General features: G+C 71.5%; 23 protein-coding genes. 13 read left to right on the top strand and 10 right to left on the bottom strand.

Annotated elements, in window-relative coordinates; all coding sequences use genetic code 11:
- Positions 1-59 precede the first annotated feature (59 nt).
- From ACWEVP_RS15050 to ACWEVP_RS15030, 5 genes are all read left to right on the top strand, one after another.
- A complete protein-coding gene (locus ACWEVP_RS15050; protein WP_452063120.1) occupies positions 60-1,415 on the top strand; it encodes an L-lactate MFS transporter in 1,356 nt (451 codons plus the stop codon).
- Positions 1,415-1,540, top strand: coding sequence for an MFS transporter small subunit (locus tag ACWEVP_RS15045; protein ID WP_452063307.1), 126 nt, complete (start codon positions 1,415-1,417; stop codon positions 1,538-1,540). Before ACWEVP_RS15050 ends, ACWEVP_RS15045 begins: the two co-directional genes overlap by 1 nt.
- Before the next feature lie 58 nt (positions 1,541-1,598).
- Entirely contained in the window at positions 1,599-2,999 is a 1,401-nt protein-coding gene (locus ACWEVP_RS15040) for an LCP family protein (protein WP_452063119.1), read from the top strand.
- A 280-nt stretch (positions 3,000-3,279) separates the two neighbouring features.
- Positions 3,280-3,855, top strand: a complete 576-nt coding sequence (locus ACWEVP_RS15035; protein WP_452063118.1) for a hypothetical protein — start codon at positions 3,280-3,282, stop codon at positions 3,853-3,855.
- Between the two features lie 87 nt (positions 3,856-3,942).
- On the top strand, positions 3,943-5,205 hold the full coding sequence (locus ACWEVP_RS15030; RefSeq protein ID WP_452063117.1) for an MFS transporter: 1,263 nt from the start codon (positions 3,943-3,945) through the stop codon (positions 5,203-5,205).
- On the opposite strand, the gene ACWEVP_RS15025 is transcribed toward ACWEVP_RS15030, so the two are convergent.
- The 5 genes from ACWEVP_RS15025 to ACWEVP_RS15005 all read right to left on the bottom strand — a co-directional run bounded on the left by ACWEVP_RS15025 (position 5,196) and on the right by ACWEVP_RS15005 (position 10,753).
- Complete coding sequence (locus ACWEVP_RS15025; protein WP_452063116.1) at positions 5,196-7,502, bottom strand: FdhF/YdeP family oxidoreductase; 2,307 nt, start codon at positions 7,500-7,502, stop codon at positions 5,196-5,198. The two genes, ACWEVP_RS15030 and ACWEVP_RS15025, sit on opposite strands and share 10 nt — an antisense overlap.
- 42 nt (positions 7,503-7,544) lie before the next feature.
- The gene (locus tag ACWEVP_RS15020; protein WP_452063115.1) at positions 7,545-8,846 is read right to left on the bottom strand and encodes an MFS transporter; all 1,302 of its coding nucleotides are present in this window, start codon (positions 8,844-8,846) and stop codon (positions 7,545-7,547) included.
- A 68-nt stretch (positions 8,847-8,914) separates the two neighbouring features.
- Positions 8,915-9,352: a MarR family winged helix-turn-helix transcriptional regulator gene (locus ACWEVP_RS15015; protein WP_452063114.1), complete on the bottom strand. Its 438-nt coding sequence runs from the start codon at positions 9,350-9,352 to the stop codon at positions 8,915-8,917.
- 52 nt (positions 9,353-9,404) lie between these two features.
- Positions 9,405-10,391, bottom strand: a complete 987-nt coding sequence (locus ACWEVP_RS15010; protein WP_452063113.1) for a hypothetical protein — start codon at positions 10,389-10,391, stop codon at positions 9,405-9,407.
- 59 nt (positions 10,392-10,450) lie between these two features.
- Complete coding sequence (locus ACWEVP_RS15005; protein WP_452063112.1) at positions 10,451-10,753, bottom strand: hypothetical protein; 303 nt, start codon at positions 10,751-10,753, stop codon at positions 10,451-10,453.
- Between the two features lie 58 nt (positions 10,754-10,811).
- On the opposite strand from ACWEVP_RS15005, the gene ACWEVP_RS15000 reads away from it, so the two are divergent.
- The gene (locus ACWEVP_RS15000; protein ID WP_452063111.1) at positions 10,812-13,433 is read left to right on the top strand and encodes a valine--tRNA ligase; all 2,622 of its coding nucleotides are present in this window, start codon (positions 10,812-10,814) and stop codon (positions 13,431-13,433) included.
- An 82-nt stretch (positions 13,434-13,515) separates the two neighbouring features.
- Here the strand turns inward: ACWEVP_RS15000 and ACWEVP_RS14995 are convergent, their stop codons facing one another.
- Complete coding sequence (locus ACWEVP_RS14995) at positions 13,516-14,421, bottom strand: LysR family transcriptional regulator (protein WP_452063110.1); 906 nt, start codon at positions 14,419-14,421, stop codon at positions 13,516-13,518.
- 70 nt (positions 14,422-14,491) lie between these two features.
- On the opposite strand from ACWEVP_RS14995, the gene ACWEVP_RS14990 reads away from it, so the two are divergent.
- Together ACWEVP_RS14990 and ACWEVP_RS14985 are read left to right on the top strand one after the other, a co-directional pair.
- Complete coding sequence (locus ACWEVP_RS14990; protein WP_452063109.1) at positions 14,492-15,253, top strand: alpha/beta fold hydrolase; 762 nt, start codon at positions 14,492-14,494, stop codon at positions 15,251-15,253.
- A gap of 3 nt (positions 15,254-15,256) precedes the next feature.
- Positions 15,257-16,036 (top strand): alpha/beta fold hydrolase, encoded by a 780-nt coding sequence (locus ACWEVP_RS14985; RefSeq protein ID WP_452063108.1) that lies wholly within the window; start codon positions 15,257-15,259, stop codon positions 16,034-16,036.
- Here ACWEVP_RS14985 and ACWEVP_RS14980 read toward each other — a convergent pair.
- Positions 16,020-16,889 (bottom strand): SGNH/GDSL hydrolase family protein, encoded by an 870-nt coding sequence (locus ACWEVP_RS14980; protein WP_452063107.1) that lies wholly within the window; start codon positions 16,887-16,889, stop codon positions 16,020-16,022. The two genes, ACWEVP_RS14985 and ACWEVP_RS14980, sit on opposite strands and share 17 nt — an antisense overlap.
- Before the next feature lie 76 nt (positions 16,890-16,965).
- Entirely contained in the window at positions 16,966-17,601 is a 636-nt protein-coding gene (locus tag ACWEVP_RS14975) for a class I SAM-dependent methyltransferase (RefSeq protein WP_452063106.1), read from the bottom strand.
- A gap of 73 nt (positions 17,602-17,674) precedes the next feature.
- On the opposite strand from ACWEVP_RS14975, the gene folC reads away from it, so the two are divergent.
- Both folC and ACWEVP_RS14965 read left to right on the top strand, forming a co-directional pair.
- A complete protein-coding gene (folC, locus tag ACWEVP_RS14970) occupies positions 17,675-19,330 on the top strand; it encodes a bifunctional tetrahydrofolate synthase/dihydrofolate synthase (protein ID WP_452063105.1) in 1,656 nt (551 codons plus the stop codon).
- A 32-nt stretch (positions 19,331-19,362) separates the two neighbouring features.
- On the top strand, positions 19,363-19,722 hold the full coding sequence (locus tag ACWEVP_RS14965; RefSeq protein ID WP_400905867.1) for a DUF4233 domain-containing protein: 360 nt from the start codon (positions 19,363-19,365) through the stop codon (positions 19,720-19,722).
- A 4-nt stretch (positions 19,723-19,726) separates the two neighbouring features.
- Here ACWEVP_RS14965 and ACWEVP_RS14960 read toward each other — a convergent pair whose 3' ends face one another.
- Positions 19,727-20,611, bottom strand: coding sequence for an SDR family oxidoreductase (locus tag ACWEVP_RS14960; RefSeq protein ID WP_452063306.1), 885 nt, complete (start codon positions 20,609-20,611; stop codon positions 19,727-19,729).
- A 98-nt stretch (positions 20,612-20,709) separates the two neighbouring features.
- Between ACWEVP_RS14960 and ACWEVP_RS14955 the strand changes: the two genes are divergently transcribed.
- Entirely contained in the window at positions 20,710-21,279 is a 570-nt protein-coding gene (locus ACWEVP_RS14955) for a TetR family transcriptional regulator (protein WP_452063104.1), read from the top strand.
- A gap of 21 nt (positions 21,280-21,300) precedes the next feature.
- Here the strand turns inward: ACWEVP_RS14955 and ACWEVP_RS14950 are convergent, their stop codons facing one another.
- Positions 21,301-23,649: a penicillin acylase family protein gene (locus ACWEVP_RS14950; RefSeq protein ID WP_452063103.1), complete on the bottom strand. Its 2,349-nt coding sequence runs from the start codon at positions 23,647-23,649 to the stop codon at positions 21,301-21,303.
- A 123-nt stretch (positions 23,650-23,772) separates the two neighbouring features.
- On the opposite strand from ACWEVP_RS14950, the gene ACWEVP_RS14945 reads away from it, so the two are divergent.
- Both ACWEVP_RS14945 and ndk read left to right on the top strand, forming a co-directional pair.
- Positions 23,773-25,308, top strand: coding sequence for an alkaline phosphatase D family protein (locus ACWEVP_RS14945; RefSeq protein WP_452063102.1), 1,536 nt, complete (start codon positions 23,773-23,775; stop codon positions 25,306-25,308).
- Between the two features lie 59 nt (positions 25,309-25,367).
- Complete coding sequence (gene ndk / locus ACWEVP_RS14940; protein WP_043777641.1) at positions 25,368-25,778, top strand: nucleoside-diphosphate kinase; 411 nt, start codon at positions 25,368-25,370, stop codon at positions 25,776-25,778.
- Positions 25,779-25,817: the final 39 nt, after the last annotated feature.

Raw genomic sequence — 25,817 nt, 5'->3', positions numbered from 1 at the left:
AACGCCGGGTATTTAGTAATACATTCCCTCCATCATCCCCACTCTAGGAGAGGGATCCGATGGCTCTCGGTTTCCTGGACCGTTCCCGGATCGTGGCACCCCCGGGCTGGACGCGCTGGCTGGTGCCGCCGGCGGCCCTGTCGGTACACCTGTCGATCGGGCAGGCCTACGCGTGGAGCGTCTTCAAGACCCCGCTCGAGAAGACGCTGCACCTCAACGGGACGCAGAGCTCGCTGCCGTTCCAGCTCGGCATCGTCATGCTCGGCCTGTCCGCCGCGTTCGGCGGCACCCTCGTCGAGAAGAACGGCCCGCGCTGGGCGATGTTCGTGTCGATGTGCTGCTTCGCCAGCGGATTCCTCATCTCCGCCCTCGGCGTGGCGACCGGCCAGTTCTGGCTCGTGGTCGTCGGCTACGGCGGGGTCGGCGGCATCGGCCTCGGCATCGGCTACATCTCGCCGGTGTCCACGCTCATCAAGTGGTTCCCGGACCGGCCGGGCATGGCCACCGGCATCGCGATCATGGGCTTCGGCGGCGGCGCGCTGATCGCCTCGCCGTGGTCGTCGTCGATGCTCGGCACCGCGCCCACCACCGGCACCATCGCCACGGCGTTCCTGGTCCACGGCATCGTCTACGCGGTGTTCATGTCGATGGGCTGGCTGCTCGTGCGGGTGCCGGCCGACGACTGGAAGCCGGCCGGCTGGGAACCGAAGACCGACCACGGCAAGGCGATGATCAGCACGGCGAACGTCTCGGCGGCCAACGCCATCAAGACGCCGCAGTTCTGGTGCCTGTGGGTGGTGCTCTGCTTCAACGTCACCGCGGGGATCGGCATCCTGGAGAAGGCGTCGCCGATGATCGTGGACTTCTTCAAGAACACGTCCACGCCGGTCGGCACGGCCGCGGCCGCCGGGTTCGTCGCGCTGCTGTCGCTGTGCAACATGCTCGGCCGGTTCGTCTGGTCGTCCACATCGGACCTGGTGGGGCGCAAGAACATCTACCGCACCTACCTCGGCGTCGGCGCGGTGCTGTACCTGGTGATCGCGCTGACGCAGAACTCGTCGAAGCTCGTGTTCATCCTGTGCGCCATGGTGATCCTGTCGTTCTACGGCGGCGGGTTCGCGACGGTCCCGGCGTACCTGAAGGACCTCTTCGGCACCTTCCAGGTCGGCGCGATCCACGGCAGGCTGCTCACGGCGTGGTCGGTCGCCGGCGTGCTCGGCCCGCTGATCGTCAACCGGATCGCCGACAGCGAGAAGGCGGCGGGCAAGTCCGGACCGGACCTGTACACGACGTCGTTCTACATCATGATCGGCCTGCTCGTGGTCGGCTTCGTGGCCAACGAGCTGGTCCGCCCGGTCAAGGAGAAGTACCACGAGCCCGTCGCCGCGGGCGCGGCCGCGAGGAGTGAGGCGTGATGACCGAGCCGGCGACGAAGCCCAGCCGGGTGCCGCTGATCGTGCTGGCGTGGGCGTGGGTGGTCCTGCCCTTCGCCTACGGCGTGTACCAGCTGTTCCTGAAACTGGTGCAGCTCTTCGGCTGAGCCCGTGTGACCTGCCTCACCCGTGCAGCGGGAGGCGGCCCGGCGGCGTCGGTAGGGCGTGCACCTACTGGGGAAGATCGCCGTCGCCGGGCTGGCCTTCGCGGTCCTGTGCGGGACCGGGTACGGCTACTCGAACCTCCACGCCCTCGACGACGTCACGCGCGACAGCGTGATCGGCGACGACGGCACGGCGCCCGGTGAGCAGCCCGCCGACGGGTCGCTCGACGTCCTGCTCGTCGGCCGGGACTCCCGGACCGACCAGCAGGAGAACCCGCTTCCCGCGGACGTCCTGCGCGAGCTGCGGGCCGGGGCCAACGGCGACGACCTCACCGACACCCTGATCGTGCTGCGGATCCCGAACGGGACGCACGAGGTGAAAGCGTTTTCCATCCCGCGCGACAGCTACGTGTCGATGCCCGGCGGGAAGGGCAAGATCAACGCCGCGTTCGGCCGCGCGAAGGCCGCCGAAGCCAAGCGGCAGCGCGACGCGGGGGAGACCGACAAGGCCAAGGTCACCAGGGCCGCCCTCACCGCCGGCCGGCGCGGGACGCGGCAGGCGGTCGAGGACCTCACCGGCGTCAAGATCGACCACTACGCCGAGGTCAACCTGCTCAGCTTCTACGAGATCAGCAAGGCGGTCGGCGGCGTCGACGTCTGCCTCAAGGAAGCCACGAAGGACAAGAACTCCGGCGCGGACTTCCCCGCCGGGCCGCAGAAGGTCCAGGGCGCCGAGGCGCTGGCCTTCGTCCGCCAGCGCGACGGGCTCCTCGGCACCGACTTCGCCCGCGTCCGGCGCCAGCAGGTGTTCCTCGCCGGGCTGGCCCGGCAGGTGCTGTCGGCGGGCACGCTGACCAACCCGGGGAAGCTGTCCGACCTCATCGACGCCGTCAAGCGGTCGGTCGTGCTCGACGATTCGTGGAACCTGCTCGACTTCGTCGCGCAGATGCGCGGGGTCAGCGGCGGCGGCATCCAGTTCGAAACGATCCCGGTCGTCAACCGCGACTACCGGTACGACACCGACAACCCGCGTGCCACGGCCGTGCAGGTCGACCCGGCCGCCGTGAAGGCCTTCGCGGCGAACCTGATCGGGACCGCCGCGCCGAAGACGCAGGCCGCGCCCGTCACCGTCGACGTCACCAACGCGAGCCCCAAGAGCGGGCTCGCGGCCCGCGTGTCCGGGTTCCTCGGCGAGCACGGCTTCGCGAAGGGCACGACCGGGAACACCGGCGCGCGCCGGACGTCCCTGGTCCGCTTCGGCACGGACCTCGCGAAGCAGGGCGCGGAGGTCGCGCGGTTGCTGGGCGGGCTGGCGACGCAGGAGTCCGCGGCGGTGCCGGCGGGGCACATCGAGGTCGTGCTCGGGACGGTGTATTCGGGGCCGGGGACGACCGGTGGTGGCGGTGCCCCGGCCGCCGGCGACGAGCCGATCACCTCCGACGGTGTCGTCTGCGTGAATTGAGCGCAGCTTTTCACGCGAATCGGTGAAATCGCGGAAATAGTTTCCGCGGCACGGCGTGACCGCGTTTTCCGCCGACCGGACCACGGCGGACCACGAGGGTGACTGGTCTTGACGCTGTCTCCCTGGTGAGGCAGGGTGCGATGACCGTCGGCGGCCCGCCCGCCGGACGGACCGGAAAAGATCACCGGACCGGTGACGACCCGGAAAGTCAATTTCGAGAAATACGGAAAGTCCGGAACCTATGCGTATCAGCGTTGCCCGCGCAGGGTGGCTCCTTCCGGTGCTCGCTTCCGCCGTTCTGTGCACCGGGTGCCAGTCGGCGTCCGCCGCGGCGCACTACCCCGAAGCGATCGACGCCTGCAAGCTGCCCGGACCGAACGCGCACCAGCAGCTCGCCCCCGGCACCGTCGAAGTGCCGGCCGCGTCGGTGAAGACCGCCGACGCGAAGGTCATCCCCCAGGACCGCTCGGCCGAGGGCAACGACCTCACCAGCTGCAAGCGCGTGTTCGCCCGCGACCTCGGCGGCGGCAAGCCCAACCTGCAGGACTACCGGCTGGTGACGATCGCCGTGGTCCGGTTCACCGATTCCGACGCGGGCGACGCCGCGACCAAGGCGAGCCAGCTGCTGACCGACGCGCTCGGCGACCACTCGGGCGTCCGCCTGGCCACCGACATCGGCGACGAAGCCGGGTTCTCCGAGCAGTGGGCCGCGGTCCGCACGGGCAACGTCGTGCTGAGCATGGCGATAGCCGACGGCGGCACGGAGGCCGCGATGATCCCGCCGGCGACGCTCGACAACGTCCAGGCCGTGGTCACCGACATGACCAGCACCCTGCAGCGCGACTACAAGGGCTGAGACCCCACCGGCGTTGCGCCGACCGCGAAAATCGCTGACAGCCGCGCGTGCCCGAGGCATCCTCCCGGAAGATCGGGAGGGGGCCGGATGGCCGGACGGCGTGGTGGCCTGTGGTGGCACCGGGATTTCCGCCTGCTGTGGGCGGGCGAGACGACCAGCAAGCTGGGCAGCAACGTCACGACCGTCGCGCTGCCCCTGGTGGCGGTGCTGGTCACGCACGCCGGCCCGTTCACCGTGGGCGTGCTCGCGGCCGCGTCCTGGCTGCCGTGGCTGCTGATCGGCCTGCCGGCCGGGGCGTGGGTCGACCGGCTCCCGCGCCGGCCGGTGCTGCTGAGCTGCGACGTGCTTTCCGCCGCGGCGCTCGTCAGCGTCCCGGTCGCGGCCGGGCTGGGCGTGCTGACGGTGGCGCAGCTGGTCGTGGTCGCGCTGCTGACCGGGGCGAGCAGCGTCCTGTTCAGCACCGCCTACCGCGTGTACCTCCCGGTCCTCGTCGCCCCGGCGGACCTGCCGGAGGGGAACGCGAAGCTGCAGGGCAGCGAGTCGGTCGCGCAGCTCGCCGGCCGGAGCCTGGCGGGCGTGCTCGCCCAGTGGGCGGGCGCGGTGGCGGGCCTGGTCGTCGACGCGGTGACGTTCCTGGTCTCCGCGGGCTGCCTGGCGGCGATCTCCGCGCGGGAACCACCGCGGCCGCCCGCCCGCGGGCGGACCACGCTGCGCCGCGAGATCGCCGACGGGCTGCGGTGGGTGGCCCACGACCGGTACCTGCGCTCGCTGGCGGTGTACAGCGCGGTCGCCAACGTCGCGCTGACCGGTTACCAGGCGATCCAGGTCGTCTTCTTCGTGCAGGAGGTGGGCGTCCCGCCGGGTGCGGTGGGGATCCTGGTGGCGGCCCCGGGGGCCGGCGGGGTGCTCGGCGCGGCCCTCGCCGTCCGGCTCGCGCGGCGCTGGGGCAGCGCGCGCGGCCTGCTGGTCTGCCTGCTCACCCTGACCCCGCCCGGCTTGCTCATCCCGCTCACCGCGCCCGGTCCCGGCCTGGCCTTCGCCGCGGCCGGCGGGGTCGCCGTCGGCGCGGCCGTGGTGGCGGCGAACGTGCTCGCCGCGGGTTTCCGGCAGACCTACCCGCCGCCGGACGTGCGCGGCCGGGTCGTCGCCACCAGCAGCCTGCTGGCGAACGGCTCGAGCGCCGCCGGTGCCCTGCTCGCCGGTGCCGTGGGTGCGCTGGCCGGGTCGCGCGCGGCGGTGTGGGCCGTCATGGCCGTGCTCGTCGCGGCGACGGGGATCGTCGCCGCCGGCCCGGTCCGGACCGGCCGGGACCTCCCCGCCGCGGCGACGCGCCCGGCCCGTCAGGCCTGAGGCTCGAGGCGCACCACGATCGCCTTCGACACCGGCGTGTTCGACTTCTCCGCGACCGAGTCCAGCGGCACCAGCGCGTTGGCCTCCGGGAAGTACGCCGCCGCGCAGCCGGGGGCGGTCGGGTAGGAGACCACGCGGAACGCCGGCGCCCGGCGGTCGCCGTCGCGCCACTCCGAGACCAGGTCGACCAGCGCGCCGTCGGTCAGTCCGAGCGCCGTGATGTCGGCCGGGTTCACCAGCACCACCCGGCGGGCGTTCTCGATGCCGCGGTAACGGTCGGACAGCCCGTAGATCGTGGTGTTGTACTGGTCGTGGCTGCGCATCGTCTGCAGCAGCAGCCGCCCCTCGGGCACGGCCGGGTACTCCAGCGCCGACACCGTGAAGTTGCCCTTGCCGTTGGCCGTGCCGGTGAACTCCCGCGAATCGCGCGGCGCGTGCGGCAGCACGAACCCGTCCGGCTCGCGGACGCGGCGGTTGTAGTCCTGGCAGCCCGGCACCACCCGCGAGATGCGGTCGCGGATCAGGTCGTAGTCGGTCTCGAACGTCCGCCACGGCACCGCGTGTCCGGCCCCGAACAGCGTCTCGCCCAGCCGGCAGATAATGGCGACCTCCGACAGCAGGTGCTCGCTCGCCGGCTTGAGGCGCCCGCGGGAAGCGTGCACCTGCGACATCGAGTCCTCGACCGTGACGAACTGCTCGCCGCTCGCCTGGACGTCCCGCTCGGTGCGCCCGAGCGTCGGCAGGACCAGCGCGGTGCGGCCGTGCACGACGTGCGACCGGTTCAGCTTCGTCGAGACGTGCACGGTGAGCGAGCACGACTCGAGCGCCTTCCCGGTCGTCTCCGTGTCCGGCGTCGCGGAGGCGAAGTTGCCGCCCACGGCGAAGAACACCTTGCCACGGCCGTCGCGCATCGCCCGGATCGCGTCGACGGTGTCGAAGCCGTGCTCGCGCGGGACGTCGATGCCGAACTCGCCCGCGAGAGCGTCCATGAAGGACTGCGGCATCTTCTCCCAGATGCCCATCGTCCGGTCGCCCTGGACGTTCGAGTGCCCGCGCACCGGGCACAGCCCCGCGCCCGGCTTGCCGATCATCCCGCGCAGCAACGCGAGGTTCGCGATCTCGGAGATGGTCGGGACGGCGTGCTTGTGCTGCGTCAGGCCCATCGCCCAGCAGTAGATCGTGCGATCGGAAGAGGCGATCATCCGCGCGACGCGTTCGATCTGCTCGCGCGGCAGCCCGGTGGCCCGTTCGACCTCGGTCCAGTCGATTTCACGCAGGTGCTTGGCGTAGTCGTCGAAGCCCTCGGTGACCCGTTCGACGAAGTCGCGGTCGACGATCGCGCCGGGCGCTTCCTCGTCCCAGGCCAGCAGCAGGTGCCCGACGGCCTGGAACAGCGCGAGGTCGCCACCGAGGCGGATCTGCGCGAACTCGTCGGCCAGCGGGGTGCCCTTGCCGACGACCCCGCGGACGTTCTGCGGGTTCTTGAACCGCATCAACCCGGCCTCGGGCAACGGGTTCACGGCGATGATCTTCGCGCCGTTCCCCTTGGCCTCCTCCAGCGCCGAGAGCATCCGCGGGTGATTGGTGCCCGGGTTCTGCCCGACGACGACGATGAGGTCGGCCTGGTGGATGTCGGCGAGGCTGACCGAGCCCTTGCCGACGCCGGTGGTCGCCGACAGCGCGGCGCCCGAGGACTCGTGGCACATGTTCGAGCAGTCCGGCAGGTTGTTGGTGCCGAAGGAGCGCACGAGCAGCTGGTAGAGGAACGCGGCCTCGTTGCTGGTGCGGCCCGAGGTGTAGAAGATCGCCTCGTTCGGGTCGGTCAGCGCCTTCAGCTCGCCGGCGACCAGCTCGAACGCGTCGTCCCAGGAGATCGGTTCGTAGTGCGTCGCGCCTTCGCGGAGCACGAACGGCTCGGTGATCCGGCCCTGCTGGCCGAGCCAGTAGTCGGTCTTCGTGCGCAGTTCGCCGATCGGGTGCTTCGCGAAGAACTCGCGGTCCACGCGCCGTTTCGTGGCCTCCTCGGCGACCGCCTTGGCGCCGTTCTCGCAGAACTCGGCGAGCTTGCGCTTTTCACCGTCGACCTCACGGGGTTCCGGCCACGCGCACCCCGGGCAGTCGAAGCCCTCGCGCTGGTTCAGCAGCCGCAGCGCCTTGACCGTCCGGCCGGTGCCCATCTGCTCGACGCTGCGCGCGAGCGACACGGCCACGCCCGGTATCCCGGCCGCCCAGCCCTTCGGCTTGCCCACCTCGAGGCGGTTCTCGTCCACGTCCTGCACCGGCGCTTCACGGGTCATGCGTTCATCGTGCGCCTCGATGATCCGGAACGCGAACACGGGTCACGCTTCGGCGGCGCGCAATCCCCGGTCGGCGAGGGTGACGACGAGCAGCAGGACGCTGACGACGATCAGCGCGATCCCCAGCCGGTGCAGACCGGCCGAGTCCGCGTGCGGGCCGTAGCAAAGGGCGATCAGCGTCGAGGCGACGATCGCGCCGAAGTACTGCGCCGTGCGGAACAGGCCGCTCGCCGTGCCCATCTGCTCGGCCGGTGCCTCGCGGTAGAGCGTCGTCTGGTTCGCGACGCTCGTGAGGCCCTGGGCCAGACCGAACAACGCCGCCAGCGCCAGCAGGGCGCCGACCCACGTGCCGTCGTGGACGAGCAGCAGCAGCGCGGACCCGCCGACCAGGGCCACCGCGACCGTGATCAGCCGCGCGCGGATCCCCGACGCGCGGCCGGAAAACGCCGCCGCGCACACCGCCGTGCCCGACATCGGCAGCAGCATCAGCCCGGCGGCCTCCTCGGACAGCTGCCGCGTCGTCTCCAGCCACTGGACGTAGCCGAACATGATCGCGTAGATGGCCATGAAGCTCAGGGCCTGGCGCAGGTAGGTGCGCAGGATCGCCCGGTTGGCCGCGAGCATCCGCAGGTCCAGGAACGGGTCGCCGCGGCGCAGCTCGACCAGCGTGAACGCGGTGCCGAAGACCGCGACGAGGGCGAGCACCCAGCTGTCGGCGCCGGGGTCCATCAGGAAGACCAGCAGCGCGAGCAGCGTCGCCGAGAACAGCGCGATGCCCAGGACGTCGATCCGCTTCGCCGTGCGCTCGCCGCGGTCGCTCTTCGGGACCCACAGCAGCGCCAGCACCAGCGAAAGCCCGGCCAGCGGGATGTTCACCGCGAAGATCGCGGGCCAGCCGAACAGGGCGATCAGCACCCCGCCGAGCGTCGGGCCGATCACCATCACCGTCTGCGCGGACATCGACAGCAGCGCCAGCACGCGGGCGGGCACGCCCTGGCCGGTGGCTTCCGCGTGGTGGCGCAGCACGGCCATCGCGGCCGGGAACCCGGCGCACGTGCCCAGGCCCAGCACGACCCGCACGCCGGTCAGCCAGCCGACGGAGATCGGGATCAGGCCGGCGATCCCGGCGATGATCACCAGCGTCGCGCCGCCGAGCAGGACGCGGCGGGCGCCGTAGCGGTCGACGAGCAGGCCGACCACCGGCTGCCCGACCGCGGTGGCCAGGTAGAGCGCCGAGATCAGCCACGCGGTCTGGCCGGGGCCGGCGCCGAAGCTCTGCCCGATCGGGACGAGCGCGACGGCGATGAGCGTGGAGTTGATCGGGTTGAGCACCGCGCCGGCCACCAGCGGGGTGACCAGGCGGGCGCCGAACTTCGCGGGTGCGGTGAGGGTGGTCGTGAGGATGCCTTCTTTCAGTGTTCCGCGACGCGCTGCAGCAGGGGCAGCGCGCGGGTGACGGCGTCGAGCTCGGCGGGGGACAGGGCGTCCGCCAGCGCCTGGGCGAGCCATTCCTCGCGGTGCTGGAGGATGCCGCGCACGGTGTCGCGGCCGGACTCGGACAGGCTGATCACCACGCGGCGCCGGTCGGCCGGGTCGGGGGTGCGGGCGAGGTAGCCGAGCTCGTCGAGCACCCCGAGGGTGGCGGCCATCGACTGCTGCCGCACGTGCTCGGCGGCGGCCAGCTCACCCTGCGTGGCGGGACCTTCGCGGTGCAGCCGGTTGAGCACGGCGGACTGCGACGGCGTCAGGATCCCGGCGTTGTCGACGTGGCGCAGCCGCCGGTGCAGCTGCGCGACGACACCGCGGAGCCAGCCGGCGGTTTCGGCCACGTGTGCGGGTACTTCGCCCATGCACACAGTCTAACTGTACAGCCCAGACTGTGCATCGGGCTGTGATCGACCTCTATCCGTGGCAGTTGTCGAGGGTCGGCACCGGGTACTTCGGGTCGTAGTAGCCGGGCGCCTGCTGGTCGCCGCCCGACGGCCCGGCCGGCGGGTTCGCGTAGCCGGGCGCCAGGAAACCCTCCCTGGCGGCGGCACAGCCGACCGACGAAAACGCGCTGTGGACGTTCTCGAGCCAGAGCCCCGTGCTGCTCTTGGTGAAGGTCCGGCCGCTGCGGATGATGTACGTCTCGTCCACGCGCAGGAAGCTGACGATCTCGTTCGGGCTGGTAAGCCCCTCGGGGTGGACGTTGTCGAAGGCGTAGGCGATGACGTACTTGGCGTCGACGGCCAGCTCGCCGGGCTTGGCGCCGGGGTGCGCCGCGAGGGTGCCGAACGTGCGGGGCCCGGCGTCGAGCAGGTGGTAGCCGTCGGCGATTTCGGTCAGGTAGGAGTCGAAGCTCGCGACGTCCTTCGCCGGCTTGCGGGCGAACACCTCGGACAGGTGCGCGCGCATGTCCGGCGCGAACAGGGCGAGGAAGGCCTTCGGGTCGTGCCCGGTGAGCACCGCGGGATCGAACCGGGCCGCCGAGATGACCTGCTTGACCTTGGCGTACGCGTCGGCTTCGGTGGGTCCGGCCGGGGCCGCGGTGATGCCGTCGAGCCCCTTCGGCCAGTTCTGGGCGGGGGTGTCGTCGTACGGCCTGGCCAGGTCGACGTGGGCGTAGTCCGGCACGCTCGTCGGGTCCGGGACCTCCGGCACCGCCTCCCGGGCCGGGGCCGATCGGTGGCCGACGTACACGATCCCCGCCGTCGTCAGACCGAGGATCGCCACGAACACAGCGAAGATCCACCAGCGCCGCCGCGGTTTCCGCGCGCCGCGCTTCTGCTGCTTGCGGAACTGCTTGCGGTCCTTCTTGGCGCCCAGCCAGGCGTCGGTCTGCGCGTGCTTGCGCCACTCCGGGTCCATCAGGTCCGGGTGGGAATCGAGCAGGTCGTCGTCGTCCACGTTTCTTTCCCCCAAGGTCGATGCCTGAACATCGACGGCGGGGGCCGGGCGTTACTTCGTCACGAGCCGAAGAACAGGAACGGGTCCTCGTTGACGCCGACGCCCTGGATCTGGTGCACGACGATGGCCGCCACGACCAGCAGGACGACCAGCGACAGCGCGAGCACGCCCGGCCACCGGCTGTGCCCCGGCTGCTGGTGGCCGCCGGTGCGGCGCTCGCGTTTGCGGCGCTTCTTCAGGTCCTTCTTCGCGCCCAGCCAGGCGTCCCGCTCGGCGTACTTCTGCCAATCCGGGTTCATCAGGTCGGGGTGCGTCTCCAGGCGCCGGTCGTCCGGATCCTGGGGCTGCTGAGGCTGTGCCATCGTCAGAGTGCCTTCCCCCTGGGTGACCCGCCGTGACGGGTTCGTAGACTTGTCCATTGTGACCGAGAACGCTCCGCAGCAGACCACCGACCTTCCGGGTGCCTGGGACCCGGCCGCCGAGGAAGCACCGATGTACGACCGCTGGGTAGCGGCCGGGTACTTCACGGCCGACGCCTCGTCGGGGAAGCCGCCGTTCTCGATCGTACTGCCGCCGCCGAACGTCACCGGTTCGCTGCACATGGGTCACGCCCTCAACCACACCCTGATGGACGCGATGAGCCGCCGCCGTCGCATGCAGGGCTACGAGGTGCTGTGGCTGCCGGGCATGGACCACGCCGGCATCGCGACGCAGAACGTCGTCGAGCGCCAGCTCGCCGGCGAGGGCCTTTCGCGCCACGACCTGGGCCGCGAGAAGTTCGTCGAGCGCGTCTGGGAGTGGAAGGCCGAGTACGGCGGCAAGATCCTCGGCCAGATGAAGCGCCTCGGCGACGGCGTCGACTGGTCGCGCGAGCGGTTCACCATGGACGAGAACCTGTCGAAGGCCGTCCAGACGGTGTTCAAGAACTTCTTCGACGAGGGCCTCATCTACCGGGCCGAGCGGATCATCAACTGGTGCCCGCGCTGCCAGACGGCGCTGTCGGACATCGAGGTCGACCACAACGACGACGACGGCGAGCTCGTGTCGATCCGCTACGGCGACGGCGACAACGCGATCGTGGTGGCGACGACCCGCGCGGAGACGATGCTGGGCGACACCGCGGTCGCCGTCCACCCGGACGACGAGCGGTACGCGCACCTGGTCGGCACCGAGGTCGAGCTGCCGCTGACCGGCCGCCGCATCCCGATCGTGGCCGACAAGCACGTCGACCCCGAGTTCGGCACCGGTGCGGTGAAGGTCACCCCGGCGCACGACCCGAACGACTTCGAGATCGGCCGCCGCCACGACCTGCCGATGCTGACGATCATGAACGAGCGCGCCGAGATCACCGCGCCGGGCCCGTTCGAGGGGCTGGACCGGTTCGAGGCGCGCCCGGCGGTCGTCGCCGCGCTGCGCGAGGCCGGCCGGATCGTCGCGGAGAAGCGGCCGTACGTGCACGCGGTCGGGCACTGCTCGCGCTGCGACACGGTCGTCGAGCCGCGGCTGTCGCTGCAGTGGTGGGTCAAGGTCGAGGAGCTGGCGAAGCTGGCCGGCGACGCGGTCCGCGACGGCCGGACGAAGATCCACCCGCCGGAGCTGGGCAAGCGGTACTTCGACTGGGTCGACAACATGCACGACTGGACGATCTCGCGCCAGCTGTGGTGGGGGCACCGCATCCCGGTCTGGTACGGCCCGGACGGCGAGGTCGTGTGCGTGGGCCCGGACGAGCAGCCGCCGTCGGGCGAGGGCTGGACGCAGGACCCGGACGTGCTCGACACGTGGTTCTCGTCGGGCCTGTGGCCGATGTCGACGCTGGGCTGGCCGTCGCCGTCGGAAGACCTGGCCAAGTTCTACCCGACGAGCGTGCTCTCGACGGGCTACGACATCCTGTTCTTCTGGGTCGTCCGGATGATGATGTTCGGCGTCCACCAGATGAAGGGGTCGCAGCCCTTCGACCACGTGTACCTGCACGGCCTGATCCGGGACGCGAACGGCAAGAAGATGTCGAAGTCGCGCGGCAACGTGATCGACCCGCTGGAGTGGATGGACGCGTACGGCGCGGACGCCACGCGGTTCACCCTGGCCCGCGGCGCGAACCCGGGCGCGGACATGGCGCTCGCCGACGAGTGGGCGGCGGGCTCCCGCAACTTCTGCACGAAGCTGTGGAACGCGACCAAGTTCGCGATGATGAACGGGGCTTCGGTCGCTTCGCCGTTGCCCGACGCTTCTGCTTTGACGGAGGCGGACCGCTGGATCCTCGGGCGGCTGAGCGCCTTGGTGTCCGAAGTGGACGGCCTGTTCGAGGACTTCCAGTTCGCGAAGGTGGCGGGCGCGCTCTACCAGTTCACGTGGAACGAGCTGTGCGACTGGTACCTGGAGCTGGCGAAGGTCCAGCTGTACCAAGGAGATGACGCGCGCGTCGCGGCAACGCGATCGGTGCTGGGGCACGTGCTCGACACGGTGCTGCGGCTGCTGCACCCGTTCATCCCGTTCATCACCGAAAAGCTCTGGACGGCGTTGACCGGCGGCGAATCGCTGGTGGTCGCGTCGTGGCCGGTGCCGTTCGAGGGCTACGCGGACGCGGTGGCGGACGCGCGGATCGCGGACGTCCAGAAGCTGGTGACGGAGATCCGCCGCTTCCGCGCGGACCAGGGCCTGAAGCCGGGCCAGAAGGTGGCGGCCCGCTTGGCGGGCTACGCGGGCGGCCACGAGGAGGCGGTCCGCTCTCTGGTCCGCTTGACGGAGCCGTCGGACGAGTTCGCGGTCAGTGCGTCCCTGGAGGTGGCATTGGCGGACGGCGTGGTGACGGTGGAGCTGGACCTGTCGGGCACGGTCGACGTGGCGGCGGAGCGCAAGCGCCTGGAGAAGGACCTGGCGGCGGCGCGGAAGGAGCTGACCCAGACGGAGGCCAAGCTGGGCAACGAGGCGTTCATCGCGAAGGCCCCGGAGCACGTGGTCGACAAGATCAAGCTGCGCAGGGAAACGGCGGTGTCGGACATCGACCGCATCACGGCCCGCTTGGCCGCCCTGCCGGCTTCCTGAGGTCGACGGCCGAAGCCCGGCGCTCCCTCGCGGAGCGCCGGGCTTTGTCGTACCCCTCCGGTAATGTTTGAGACGGGGCTGCTCAGCCGGCCTCGACGGTTCGTGCCGCTTCGATCAACGCCACCACCTCCGGGGTCACCCTCCGCTCGGCCGGGGTCGCCAAGTACGTCTGCATCCGCGGCACAGGGTCGCGAAGCGGCCGGAACACCACCCCCGGCACCGGCAGCAAATTGGCGTGTGCCCGGTAGAACACAGTCCAGTGTGGACGCCCGAAGCCCAATGTCCCCAACGTGTCCTGAGCCGTCGTGAAATCCGGACCCAGCACCGGTTCGAACCCCGCCGAACGGCAACAGGACACCACCAGCTCGAACAGCGGCCGGTTCCGCGAAGGCGGGCTCAACCGCACGGGAAGCGAAGCCAGCGAAGCAAAAGAAACCGCATCGGAAGCGGCCAACGGATGAGAAGCAGGCAACGCGACCAGGACCTCGTCCATCCACAAAGGAGTGAAGTCGAGCCCGGACGAAGGCCACGAACCCCGCACGATGGTCGCGTCCAAAGAACCGTCCCGGACCCGCTCCAGCCGCTGAGAAGTGGGCGCGTGCACCAACTCCAGCGAAGCCGAAGGCGCCAGCCGCGAGAACGCCCCCAACACCACGTCCAGCCGATCACCCAGCCCCTCGCTGGTCCCCAGGCGGACCGATGACCCGGACGGCCGGAACTCCAGCACCGCATCCGCCGCCCGGTCGGCCGCCGACAGCACCGCCCGCGCGTGCGGCAGGAACCGGTGCCCGGCCTCCGACAGGACAACCGACCGCGTCGTGCGCCGGAGCAGTTCCACCCCCAGCGAGCGCTCCAGCCGGCGCACCTGCTGGCTCACCGCCGGCTGGACGATGTGCAGCCGCTCCGCCGCGCGGCCGAAGTGCAGCTCCTCCGCCACCGCCACGAAGTACCTCAGCTGCCGCAGCTCCACCGGCCCCACCTCATTCATCAGCTTTCGTGATGAGTGTACGAGCGGACCGCTCCTCGATCACGCCGGAACAGCGCAGCAAGCTCGGGACATGCCTTACACGACAGTGAACGACACCCGGCTCTACTACGAGGACGCCGGCACCGGCCCGGCCCTGCTGCTCCTGCACGGCTGGGGCGCCAACGGCCGCGTCTGGCAGGCCTGCCTGCCCGATCTCGTGCGCGACCACCGCGTCATCACCCTCGACTGGCGCGGTTGCGGCCGCTCGGACCGGCCGCTCGACGGCAACTCCGTCGCCGGTGTCGTCGAAGACCTCGCCGCGGTGATCGAAACGCTGGAAACACAACCCACCGTCGTCGGCTCCAGCATCGCCGGCGTCTTCGCCACCGAACTCGCCCTCGCCCGCCCGGAGCTCGTCGACCAGGTCGTCGCCGTCGACAGCCCCGGTTACTGGCCCAGCACCGGCATGCGCGAAACCGTGCGGGACCTGCTGACGAAGCTCGTCGACGACCGCTTCGGCACCGTCGCCGGCTGGGTGCCCGGCTGGTTCGGCCCGAAGGCCTCGCCCGCGCTCGTCGACTGGACCGTCCGCCAGCTGCTCGACTCCGGCGTCCACATCGACGCCCACCTCACCGGGATCACCACCTACGACCCGCGGCCCCGGCTGAAGGACCTGAAGGTGCCGATCACCTACCTGCACGGCGAACTCGACACCCAGATCCCCCTCGAAGTCGCGCGGGAGTGCGCGGCGCGGACGCCCGGCGCGAAAGTGCGGGTCCTCGACGGCTGTGGCCACATCCCGCACCAGGAAGACCCGCGCGCGTTCACCGCCGCCCTCCGCGAGGTCGCCTGACCCATGCCCGAAGTGACGCTCGAAGACACCGTCGTCCACTACGACCGGACCGGTGACGGCCCTGCCCTGCTCCTCCTGCACGGCACCGCCGCCTCCCGGGAGCAGTGGGCACACCTCACCGGACAAGCCGGACAGCGCCGAACCGTCCTGGCCCCCGACTTCCCCGGCTCCGGCCGGACCACCGACGGTGGCGGCCCGATCACCGTCGAAGCCCTGGCCGCCCAGGCCGAAGCCGTCTTGGACCACGCCGGCGCACGAGAAGCCGACGTCGTCGGGCACTCCCTCGGCGCGGTGGTCGCGGCCCACCTGGCCGGCACCCGTCCGGAGCGCGTCCGGAAAGCGGTGCTGCACGCCGCGTGGCCCGCGACCGACACGCGGCAGGACGCCGAGTTCCGCTACTGGCTGGACCTGCTCGGGACGGGGACCTTCGCCCGCATGCTGCCGCTGATGGCGTTCGGCCCGCGCTACTGGGACCAGGCGACCGCCGAGAGCAACGAACAGCTCGTCAAGACGCTCGAGGCGGCGATCCAGCCCGGGACGGCCCGCCAGATCGAAGCCGACCGCGCGGTCGACCTCCGCCCGGTCCTGGGGAAGATCACCGCGCGGGTGCTGGTCCTCGGCAGCGCGCACGACCGGCTGATCACGGCAGAACAGCAGCAGGAGCTGGTCGCCGCGATCCCGGACGCGCGCGCCGCCGAGATCGACGCGGGGCACGGTGCCCCGGCCGAGCTGCCGGACGAGTTCGCCCGGCTGGTGCTGGAGTTCCTCAGCGCAACGCCTTGAGCACGACCGCCGCCACGCCCGCCATCCCCGCCTTGAGCGGGTGGTACGCCGCTGCCTCGAAGATGTTCTGGTCCTTCCCGTTGATCCACGCCGAGCCGCCGCGCGCGCACGCGTCGTGGCCGCGGGACGGGCCGAACGTGTCGACGAACTCCGCCTTGCCGTCGGCGTCCGCGGCGTCGGACAGCGCGCCGTTCAGCTTCTCCTCGACGCTGTTCAGCCACGCGTAGTCGCCGTCGGCGAACGGCAGCACGTCCGGGCAGTAGCCCTTCTCCGGCGCGATCCGCGGGTAGCCGACCACGAGGACCCGCGCGTTCGGCGAACGCTCGTGGATGGCGGCGAGCACCGCCTCCACCCGTGGCTCGATGTTGTCGATCACCGAGGTGACCGAGCCGGTGAAGTGCTCCTCGCAGGGGTTGCCCGTCGGGTCGCTCGCCCGCAGGCCGGGGCACGTCGAGGTCAGGCTGCCGAACACGCCGTAGTCGTTGCCGCCGATGCCGAGGGTGACCAGGTCGGTGTCGATCCGCAGCGCGCCCAGCTGCGGCGGGTTGGTCCCGTTGAACGGCACGCCCTGCGGCCGGGTCATGTTCGTGGTGTCCGCGCCGGCGCAGCTGACGTCGGTGAACCGGCCGGCGTGCAGCGCCGCGGCCAGCACCGACGGGTAGTTCGCGGTGGACCGCCCGCAGCCCAGCGGGTCGAGCCGCTGGGTGGGGATGAACGGCCCGGAGGTGTAGGAGTCGCCGAGGGCGACGTAGCTGCCGACGGTCGCCGCGGACGCCGGAGACGCCACCGTGGCCGACGCCGGCAGCAGGATGGCTGCCGAGACGACGGCGGTGAGCAGCCGGGTGATGCGCATGAAGAAGACCCCGTTCTCGCTGGTGGAAACGCTGCCTCCACATCTAGCGAGCCTCGGGCGGCGACGGGGATGAACTTCACCCCGCGGTGGGGTCACCGTCGCCACGCTCACGGTAAGTGACCAGCGTGCGCCAGAACAGCAACGGCCGGACCGTGCTCCCAGGCAGCAGCCGGGCCGCTTCGCGCCGCACCTCGGCCATCGTCGGGAAGTCGTCGACGACCGGGGCCTTCGGGCCGTCCTCCGCGCCGCCGTTCAGCCGCTCACCGGCGTAGACGACCAGCTTCGCGAGCGCGTTGACCGGCACCGCCGCGATCGCCAGCGCCCAGTCCGCCGGCGTGCTGGGCCGGGCCAGGCCGAGCACCACGAGCACGCCGCCCGGCACCAGCGCGCGGCGCAGCTTGGCGAGCGTCTCGACCGGCATGTGGTGCAGCGACGCCAGGCACGAGATGAAGTCGTAGTGCGCCTCGGGCAGGGGATCGGTGGTGACGTCGGCCTGCCGGTAGACGATCTCGCCCGGTCCGGGCGACCCGAGGCCCGCGGCCGCCTGGACCATCGCCGCGGAGACGTCGACCGCCTCCACCGCCATGCCGGTCGCGGCCAGCCGCCGCGCGAACCGGCCGGTGCCGCACCCGACGTCCAGCGCGAGCCCCGGCCCCGGCGGCAGGTGGTCCAGCAGCAGCGGGTGGTAGTGGTCGTTGTGGTTGAACGGCATGCGTCGAGAGTGCCACCGCGCCCGCACGTAGACTCGCAAGGCAAGCCGAAAACCCCAGGCCGGAGGAGATGCAGTGCCGCAGGATGAGACAGGTCGCAAGCCGGACCTGTCGGATCTCGACAGCTTCGCGGGCGTCGACGAACTGGGGACGTCGGGGTACGAGGAGTCCGACGACCACGACCCGGAGCTGGACGTCCGCGACACCGCGTTCGAAGCGGGCGGCGGCGCGCGCGGCGGCATCGGCGGGGTCGGCCAGCTCGGCGACAACCTCGCCACCGGCCCGGTGCCGGACCTGACCGTCCCCGAGGACGCCGAGCTGCACGAACTCGACGACCAGGGCGAAACCGCGGTGTACGGCGACCCGAACGGGCCCGAAGCGCGGCGCGAGCTGCTGGCCGTCGAAGCCGAGCTGAACCAGCGCTGGCCGGAGACGAAGATCGAGCCGTCGCTGACCCGGATCTCCGCGCTGACGCAGCTGCTGGGCGAGCCGAACAAGGGCTACCCGGTGCTGCACGTCGCCGGCACGAACGGCAAGGGCTCCACGGCCCGGATGATCGACGCGCTGCTGACCCGGATGGGCCTGCGCGTCGGCCGCTACACGAGCCCGCACCTGCAGCTGGTCACCGAGCGGATCGCGCTCGACGGGCAGCCGATCTCCGCCGCGCGCTACGCCGAGCTGTGGCACGACATCGCGCCGTACGTGTCCATGGTGGACGGTGCCGCCGCGGACGGCGTCGAGATGAGCAAGTTCGAAATCCTCACCGGGATGGCGTTCGCGGCGTTCGCCGACGCGCCGGTGGAGGCCGCGGTGCTCGAAGCGGGCCTGGGCGGCGCCTGGGACGCCACGAACGTCGCGGACGCCGACGTCGCCGTCATCACGCCGATCGGCCTCGACCACGTCGAGTACCTGGGCCCCGACGCGGTCAGCGCGGCCAAGGAGAAGGCGGGCATCATCAAGCCCGGCTCGGTCGCGGTCATCGCCGAGCAGGACCCCGAGGTGCTGAAGGTGCTCTTGGCACGGGCCGTCGAGGTCGACGCCGCGGTCGCCCGCGCGGGCAGCGAGTTCGGCGTGCTGGAGCGCGAGATCGCCGTCGGCGGGCAGCTGCTCAAGCTGCAGGGCCTCGGCGGGGTCTACGACGAGGTCTTCCTGCCGTTGCACGGCGCCCACCAGGCCGCGAACGCCGCGCTGGCGCTCGCCGCGGTCGAGGCGTTCTTCGGCGCGGGCAAGGACAAGCAGCTGGTCGTCGAGGCCGTCCGCGAGGCGTTCGCGGAGGTCGAGACGCCGGGCCGGCTCGAGCGCGTCCGGGCCGCGCCGGCGGTCATGCTCGACGCGGCGCACAACCCGCACGGCGCCCGCGCGCTGGCCGCGACCGTGGCCGAGGAGTTCGCCTTCCGCCGTCTGGTCGCGGTGGTCGGCGTGATGGCCGAGAAGGACGCGCACGGCATCCTCGACGCGCTGGAGCCGGTGGTGTCCGACATCGTCGTGACGCGCAACTCGTCGCCGCGCGCGATGCCCCTGGAGGAGCTGAACCAGCTGGCGATCTCGATCTTCGGCGAGGAGCGCGTGGTCGCCGAAACCGACCTGGAGACGGCGATCGAGACCGCGATCGCGCTGGTGGAGACCAGCGACGACCCCGAAGAGCCGCTGTCCGGCGGCGGCGTCCTGGTCACCGGCTCGGTGGTCACCGCCGGCGAGGCGCGCACCCTGTTCGGGAAGGAGCCGGCGTGACGTCGAACGAGACGCCCAAGCCCAAGGACCCGATGAAGGGCTTCCGCGGCGTGATGTCCGGGACCCTGATCATGGAAGCGATCACGGTTGCCCTCGCGCTGCCGGTGGTCAACAAGCTGGGCGGCGGGATCAGCACGGGCACCGGCTGGACGGTCATCGCGGTGGCCGTCCTGCTCATCGTGACCTGCGGGTTCGTCAAGCGGCCGTGGGCGGTGCCGGTCATCCTCGGCCTGCAGGTCGTGCTGATCGCGCTGGTGTTCTGGCTGCCCGCGATCGCGGTGCTGGGCGTGCTCTTCCTGGCGGTCTGGCTGTGGCTGCTGTGGCTGCGCAAGGACGTCGCCCGCCGCATGGCCGCCGGCACCCTCGCGAGCCAGCAGCAACCCCAGCCCTGACCTCCTACGCGAGGTAATCGCCGTTCGCGATGTCCTCGAGCAGCGCCGGGTGGTGCGGTGACCAGCCGAGCAGCTCCCGCGTGGCCGCGCTGGAGACGGGTGCGTCGGTGCCGTAGGCCTTGGCGATGAACGGGCTGACGAAGTGCCCGGCGGCCTCCTCCGGCGTCAGCGAGACGACGGGCAGGCCGAGCCCGCGTCCGACCGTCTCGGCGATGCTCCGGAACGGCACGTTCTCGGCGGTCGCGTGCAGCACGCTGCCCGCCGGAGCTTCTTCCAGCGCGAGGCGGAACACGACCGCCGCGTCGAGCCGGTGCACCGCGGGCCAGCGGTTGGCACCGTCGCCCACGTAGGCCGACTGCCCGGTCTTGCGCGCGGTGTCCACGAACCAGGCGAGGAAACCGCGGTCGCCGGGGCCGTGGACGGTCGGCGCGAGCCGGACCACGCTCGCCCGCACGCCGCGCCCGGCGGAGTCCAGGCAGGCCCGTTCGCCCGCGATTCGGAAGGCGGCGAGCCCGGCCGTGTCGGGCTCGTCCCGCTCGGTGCTCTCGCGGCCGGCGGGCATGACCAGCGTGCCGGACGTGCTCACGAAGGGCCTGCCGGACCCGGTCAGGACCTCGCCGAGCGTCTCGATGGCCGTCCGGTCGCGGCGGGTCATGTCGGCCAGGTCGGTGAAGTCGCCGCCGAAGGCCATGTGCACGACCCCGTCGGCGGCTTCGGCGCCGGCGCGCAGGCTGCCGAGGTCGTCGAGCGAGCCGGAGTGCGGCGTGGCGCCGAGCGACTCGAGCCGGGCGGCGGCCGCGTCGGACCGGGCCAGGCCGGTGACGGTGTGCCCGGCCGCGATCAGCTCGGTGACGACGGCGGGGCCGGTCAAGCCGGACCCGCCGGTGATGAAGACGTGAATGGGACTCTCCCGCGTAGCGACAGTGACTGACGCTACGAACTGTACCGCGTAGTGTCAGTGACTGTCGCTACGGGTAAGCTGTCGGGGTGCCACGCAGTGGAGAAGAAGCGCGTCGCCGCCTTCAGCAGGCGGCGCTGGAGCTGTACGCCGAGCGGGGCTTCGACCGGACCACCACCGCCGAGATCGCGGCGCGGGCCGGCGTCACCGAACGCACGTTCTTCCGGCACTTCCCGGACAAGCGCGAAGTGCTGTTCGACGGCGAAGCCGCCCTCCGCGCGGACCTGACGGCTTCGGTGGCCGACGCTCCCGAAGGCCTGCCGCCGTTCGAAGTCCTGGTCCGCGCCTTCCGGAAGGCCGGGCGGATCGTGGAGGGCAACCGGCCGTTCGCCGAACCGCGGCTGGCGGTCATCGCCGCGACGCCGGCGCTGCGGGAACGCGACCTGGCCAAGGCCGCGGCGATGAGCGACGCGCTGGCGGCGGCGCTGCGCGCGCGTGGGGTGGCCGACCGGCTCGCCGCGCTGGCCGCCCACGTCGGCTGGGTGACGTTCCACCACGCGGCCGGCGCCTGGATCGAAGAACCGGACCGCGGCCTGGGCGAACACCTCGACGAGGCCTTCGCCGGCCTGCGCGCGTTGGCGGCGGAGACGGGCGGCTGAGCGCCCGCCTCCGCCGGGACGTCAGCGCAGGACGACCACCCGCAGCGCGGGGGAGCGCAGGATGTCGGCTTCGCAGAAGCGTTCCTTCACCCACTCACCCCGGCTGTAGAGCTTCGTCTGGTCGCTGAAGTACGGCGACCTCGGGTTCGCCGACTGCGAATACGTCAGCAACGTCGAGGAGTCCGGGCACGCGTTCCCGCGGAACCCGACCACCTGGACGTAACTCGTCCCGTGGGCCACCTCGACGTTCCCGCGCGCCGGATCCCACACCGGCGTCATCACGTTGAGCACGCCGAGGAAGCCCTGGGCGCCGTGGATCGGGATGCGTTCGCCGGTGCGCGTCACCGCTTGCCCGTCCCGCAGCCGCGCGTCGGGAGCCAGCCCGGCCGTGCGCAGCTCCACGAGCGCGTCCCCGAACGCCTTCTGGACGTCGGCATTGCCCACGTTGAGCGTGTTCGGCGTGGTCAGCGGCGCCTTCGGGTCGAACGGCACGGTGAACCGGTCCACGTTCCCCAGCCTGGCCGCGAACCGCTGGAACAGCAGCGAACCCCGGCTGTCGAGCGAGTACGTGTGGTCCCATCCGGCCAGCGCGTCGCAGGCCGGCCCGACCGGCACCGGACCGGCTGACGACGGTGCCTGCCCACCGGGGAAGGACGCGCACAGCTTCGCCAGGTCCGCCGCCGTGAGGTCGGCGAACAGGCTGTGGTCGGTGAACAGCATCTTCTTCATCGAGTCCGTCGTGAAGCCGCCCTTTTCGGCCGTCAGCAACGCTTCCCGCGTGCGCGGCGAGCGTTCGGTGCCGATGTCGCCGACGATGTGCGGGTACCCCGTGATCGGCGCCTTCGCGTTCGCCAGCCAGGCGCTGTCGTTGGCGTTCAGCTCGTAGTCACGGCTTTGCTGCTGCGGCAGCCGCGACGGGGCGAAGATGCCCGGCTCGATCGCGCCCGGGTCGGAGCCCCACCGGCACGCCGACTTCGAACCGTCCAAAATGGCCAGTCCAACCTGCTGGAACGTCCCCTGCCCCAGCGGGGTGCTGCACGTCTTCGCCAGCTCGTCGGTGACGTGCGGGACGACCTGGATGTCGGCGTAGAGCGCGTTGCCGGCCCGGTCGGTGGCGATCGTGTTGACCCACGGGACACCCTGCGTGCGGCTCAGCGTCCGGACGATGTCGCCCGTGCCGCGGGCCTGGTCCAGCTCGAACCACGTGTTGAGCCCGCGCAGGTTCGTCGCGTTGGCGTCTCGCACCGCATACGCCGACTTCGCCGACCACGGCAGCGGCACGCCCTGGAAGTCGTTCATCACCGGCCCGTACCGCGTCGACCAGAACGTCCGGCTCACCGGCTGCACCGAGCCGTCGGCCTGGCGCACCCGGACCGTGACGACCTGGGACGTCATCTTCTCGGCCTTGCCGTCGACGAGGTAGGTCGTCGGGTCGCCGGGCGTCAGCGGCACCTCGAAGAGGCCGAACGTGACCGGCGTGGACACCGTGTGCGTCCACGCCGCGTCGGCGGTGTGCCCGATCTGCACGAACGGCATGCCCAGCAGGCTCGCGCCGGCGACGTCGAACCGGCCGGGGATGGTCAGCTGGCTCTGCCAGAACCGGCGGCCCGCCTGCCAGGGGTAGTGCGGGTTGCCGAGCAGGACACTGCCCTTGCCCGCCGCGGTGGAGTCGGCGCCGATCGCGATGCCGTTGCTGCCCAGCCCGCTGCCGGTCAGCGCCTTCTTCACCTGGCCGGAAAGCTGACCGGCCGTGCCCGGCGCCGGTGTCGTGCCGGAAGGCGGTGCGGCGAACAGGCTTTCGGTCACCACGCCCTGGCCGCCGGTGATCGCGATGGCGTAGAAGTGCCGGTAGAAGTCCTGCTCGGTGATCGGGCGGACCCAGTCCGCGCCGCGGCAGGCCGGGTCGGAGATGCCGGACCGGCCGGTGCGGGCGAGGTAGGCGTTGAACCCCTCGACGTACCCGGAAACGATCTGCCGGACCTCCGGCCGCGGTCCCTGCGGCGCGGGCTGCGCGGCCAGCCGGTCGACGACGCCGGAGTCGTTGATCCGCTGGAAGAACAGGTCGCTGTGGAGGTTGTTCGCCGCTTCGGACAGCGACGGGTAGCCGTCGCCGTCCGGGCCGAGGTACTTCGATCGCTGCGCGCTCACCGTCAGGTAGATGTTCGCGAGCTCGCAGACGTTGTCGGTCGCCGCCGCGTAGCCGTACCCGTAGCCGAGGCCGGCGAAATCCTTCGCGACGATGTGCGGGATGCCGTGCTCGGTGTAGCGGAGAACGGCTTTCCCTTGACCGGCTTCCGCGACGGCTGTCCCCAGTGTGGTGATGGTGAGTGCCGCTGTCAGAACCGCCAGGGTTTTCCGGAATGGACTCATCTGACCCCCTTGTCGTGATCGCCACGCTACCGATGGCGACGACGCCCGGACATGGGGGAAAACCCGGGGATTCGTTCACCCGCGCGCAAACCGGCGTTGGCCGGGGCGGGATAGAAACCGCGCATGACCCACTCTCGCCGTTCCCTGCTCAAGGCCGGTCTCACCGGCGCCGCCGCCAGTCTGGTGCTGCCCTCGACGGCGTTCGCCGCGACGCCGCTCGTGCGCGCCGGCCGGCCCGTGCTCACCCACGGCGTCTCCTCCGGCGACGTCACGCCCGGCTCGGCGATCGTCTGGTCGCGGGCCGACCGGCCCTCGCGGCTGTGCGTCGAAATCGCGCGTGACCCCTCCTTCCGGCACGCGCGCCGCATCCCGGGCCCGCTCGCCGGCCCGGCGACCGGGGGAACCGGGCAGGTCCGCGTCGCCGGCCTCGCGCCCGGTACCGAGTACCACTACCGCGTCACGGCGGAGTCCCTCGACGGGCGCGCCACGAGCGAGCCGCTGACCGGCCGGTTCGCCACCGCACCGGTGGGCCGCCGCGACACCCGGATCGTGTGGTCGGGCGACGTCGTCGGGCAGAACTGGGGCATCAACCCGGCCCTGGGCGGCATGACGATCTTTTCGGCGATGGCGGCCCGCCGCCCGGACCTGTTCCTGCACAGCGGCGACACGGTGTACTCCGACGGCCCGCTGACGGAGACGGTCACCCTGCCCGGCGGCCGCACGTGGCGCAACGTCGTCACGCCGGAGAAGTCGAAGGTCGCCGAGACGCTCGACGAGTTCCGAGGCCAGCACGCGTACAACCGCCTGGACGAGAACTTCCGCCGGTTCGCGGCCCAGGTGCCTTCGTACGTCCAGTGGGACGACCACGAGGTCCTCAACAACTGGTACCCGGGCAAGATCCTCGACAACCCGGCGTACACGGAGAAGCGCGTCGACGTCCTCGCGCCGCGGGCGTACCAGGCGTTCCACGAGTGGCACCCGATCGACTCGCGTCAGGCGGTCGACGGCCGCGTCTACCGGAGTTTCCAGTACGGCTCCCGCGCCGAGATCTTCGTGCTGGACATGCGGACCTACCGCAACGCGAACACCGCGGACCAGACGAAGCCGGGCTACATCCTCGGCGACCGGCAGGCCCGCTGGCTGGCCGACGCGCTCGGCCGCAGCACGGCGACGTGGAAGATCGTCCAGGCGGACATGCCGCTGGGCCTGGTCGTCCCGGACGGCACGGCGATCGAAGCGGTGGCGAACAACCTCCCGGGCGCGCCGGGCGGCCGGGAGACGGAACTGGCGTGGGTGCTGCGCGAGATCCAGCGCCGCCGCGTCCGCAACGTGGTCTGGCTGACGGCGGACGTCCACTACACGGCGGCGCACCACTATTCGCCCGAGCGGGCGGCGTTCCAGGACTTCGACCCGTTCTGGGAGTTCGTGTCCGGGCCGCTGAACGCGGGCGCGTTCGGCCCGAACCAGCTGGACCCGACGTTCGGCCCGGAGGCGGTGTTCGTGCACGCCCCGCCGGCGGCGAACACGGCCCCGATCGACGGCTTCCAGCACTTCGGCGAGCTGAACATCGACGGCGCGAGCGGCGACCTGACGGTCGACCTGCGGGATGCCACCGGGGCTTCGCTGTGGTCGAAGAAGCTGCACCCGCAGGGCCGCTGACCGAGGTCGGCTACGCTCACGCGCACCGACCCACACCGCACCAAGGAGAAAACACCGTCGTGACTGAACGCACGCTGGTCCTCGTCAAGCCCGATGGCGTCGCGCGCGGCCTCGTCGGCGAGGTCGTCTCGCGCATCGAGCGCAAGGGCCTGAAGCTCGCCGCCCTCGAGCTGCGGACCGTTCCGCAGGCGCTCGCCGAGGAGCACTACGCCGAGCACAAGGAGCGTCCGTTCTTCGGCGACCTGCTCGAGTTCATCACGTCGGGCCCGCTGGTCGCGCTCGCCGTCGAAGGCCCGCGCGCCATCGCCGCGTTCCGCCAGCTGGCCGGCGGCACCGACCCGGTCGAGAAGGCCACCCCGGGCACCATCCGCGGTGACTTCGCGCTGGAGACCCAGTACAACCTGGTGCACGGCTCGGACTCCCCGGAGTCGGCCGAGCGCGAGCTGAAGCTCTGGTTCCCCGACCTGTGACCGGCACCGGGGCCGCGCCCGCCGCGCGGCCCCGGTTCT

The organism is Amycolatopsis sp. NPDC003865 (assembly GCF_053605345.1).
Note: the sequence above shows the minus strand (reverse complement) of the source record. Positions and strands in the feature narration are given on the sequence as shown.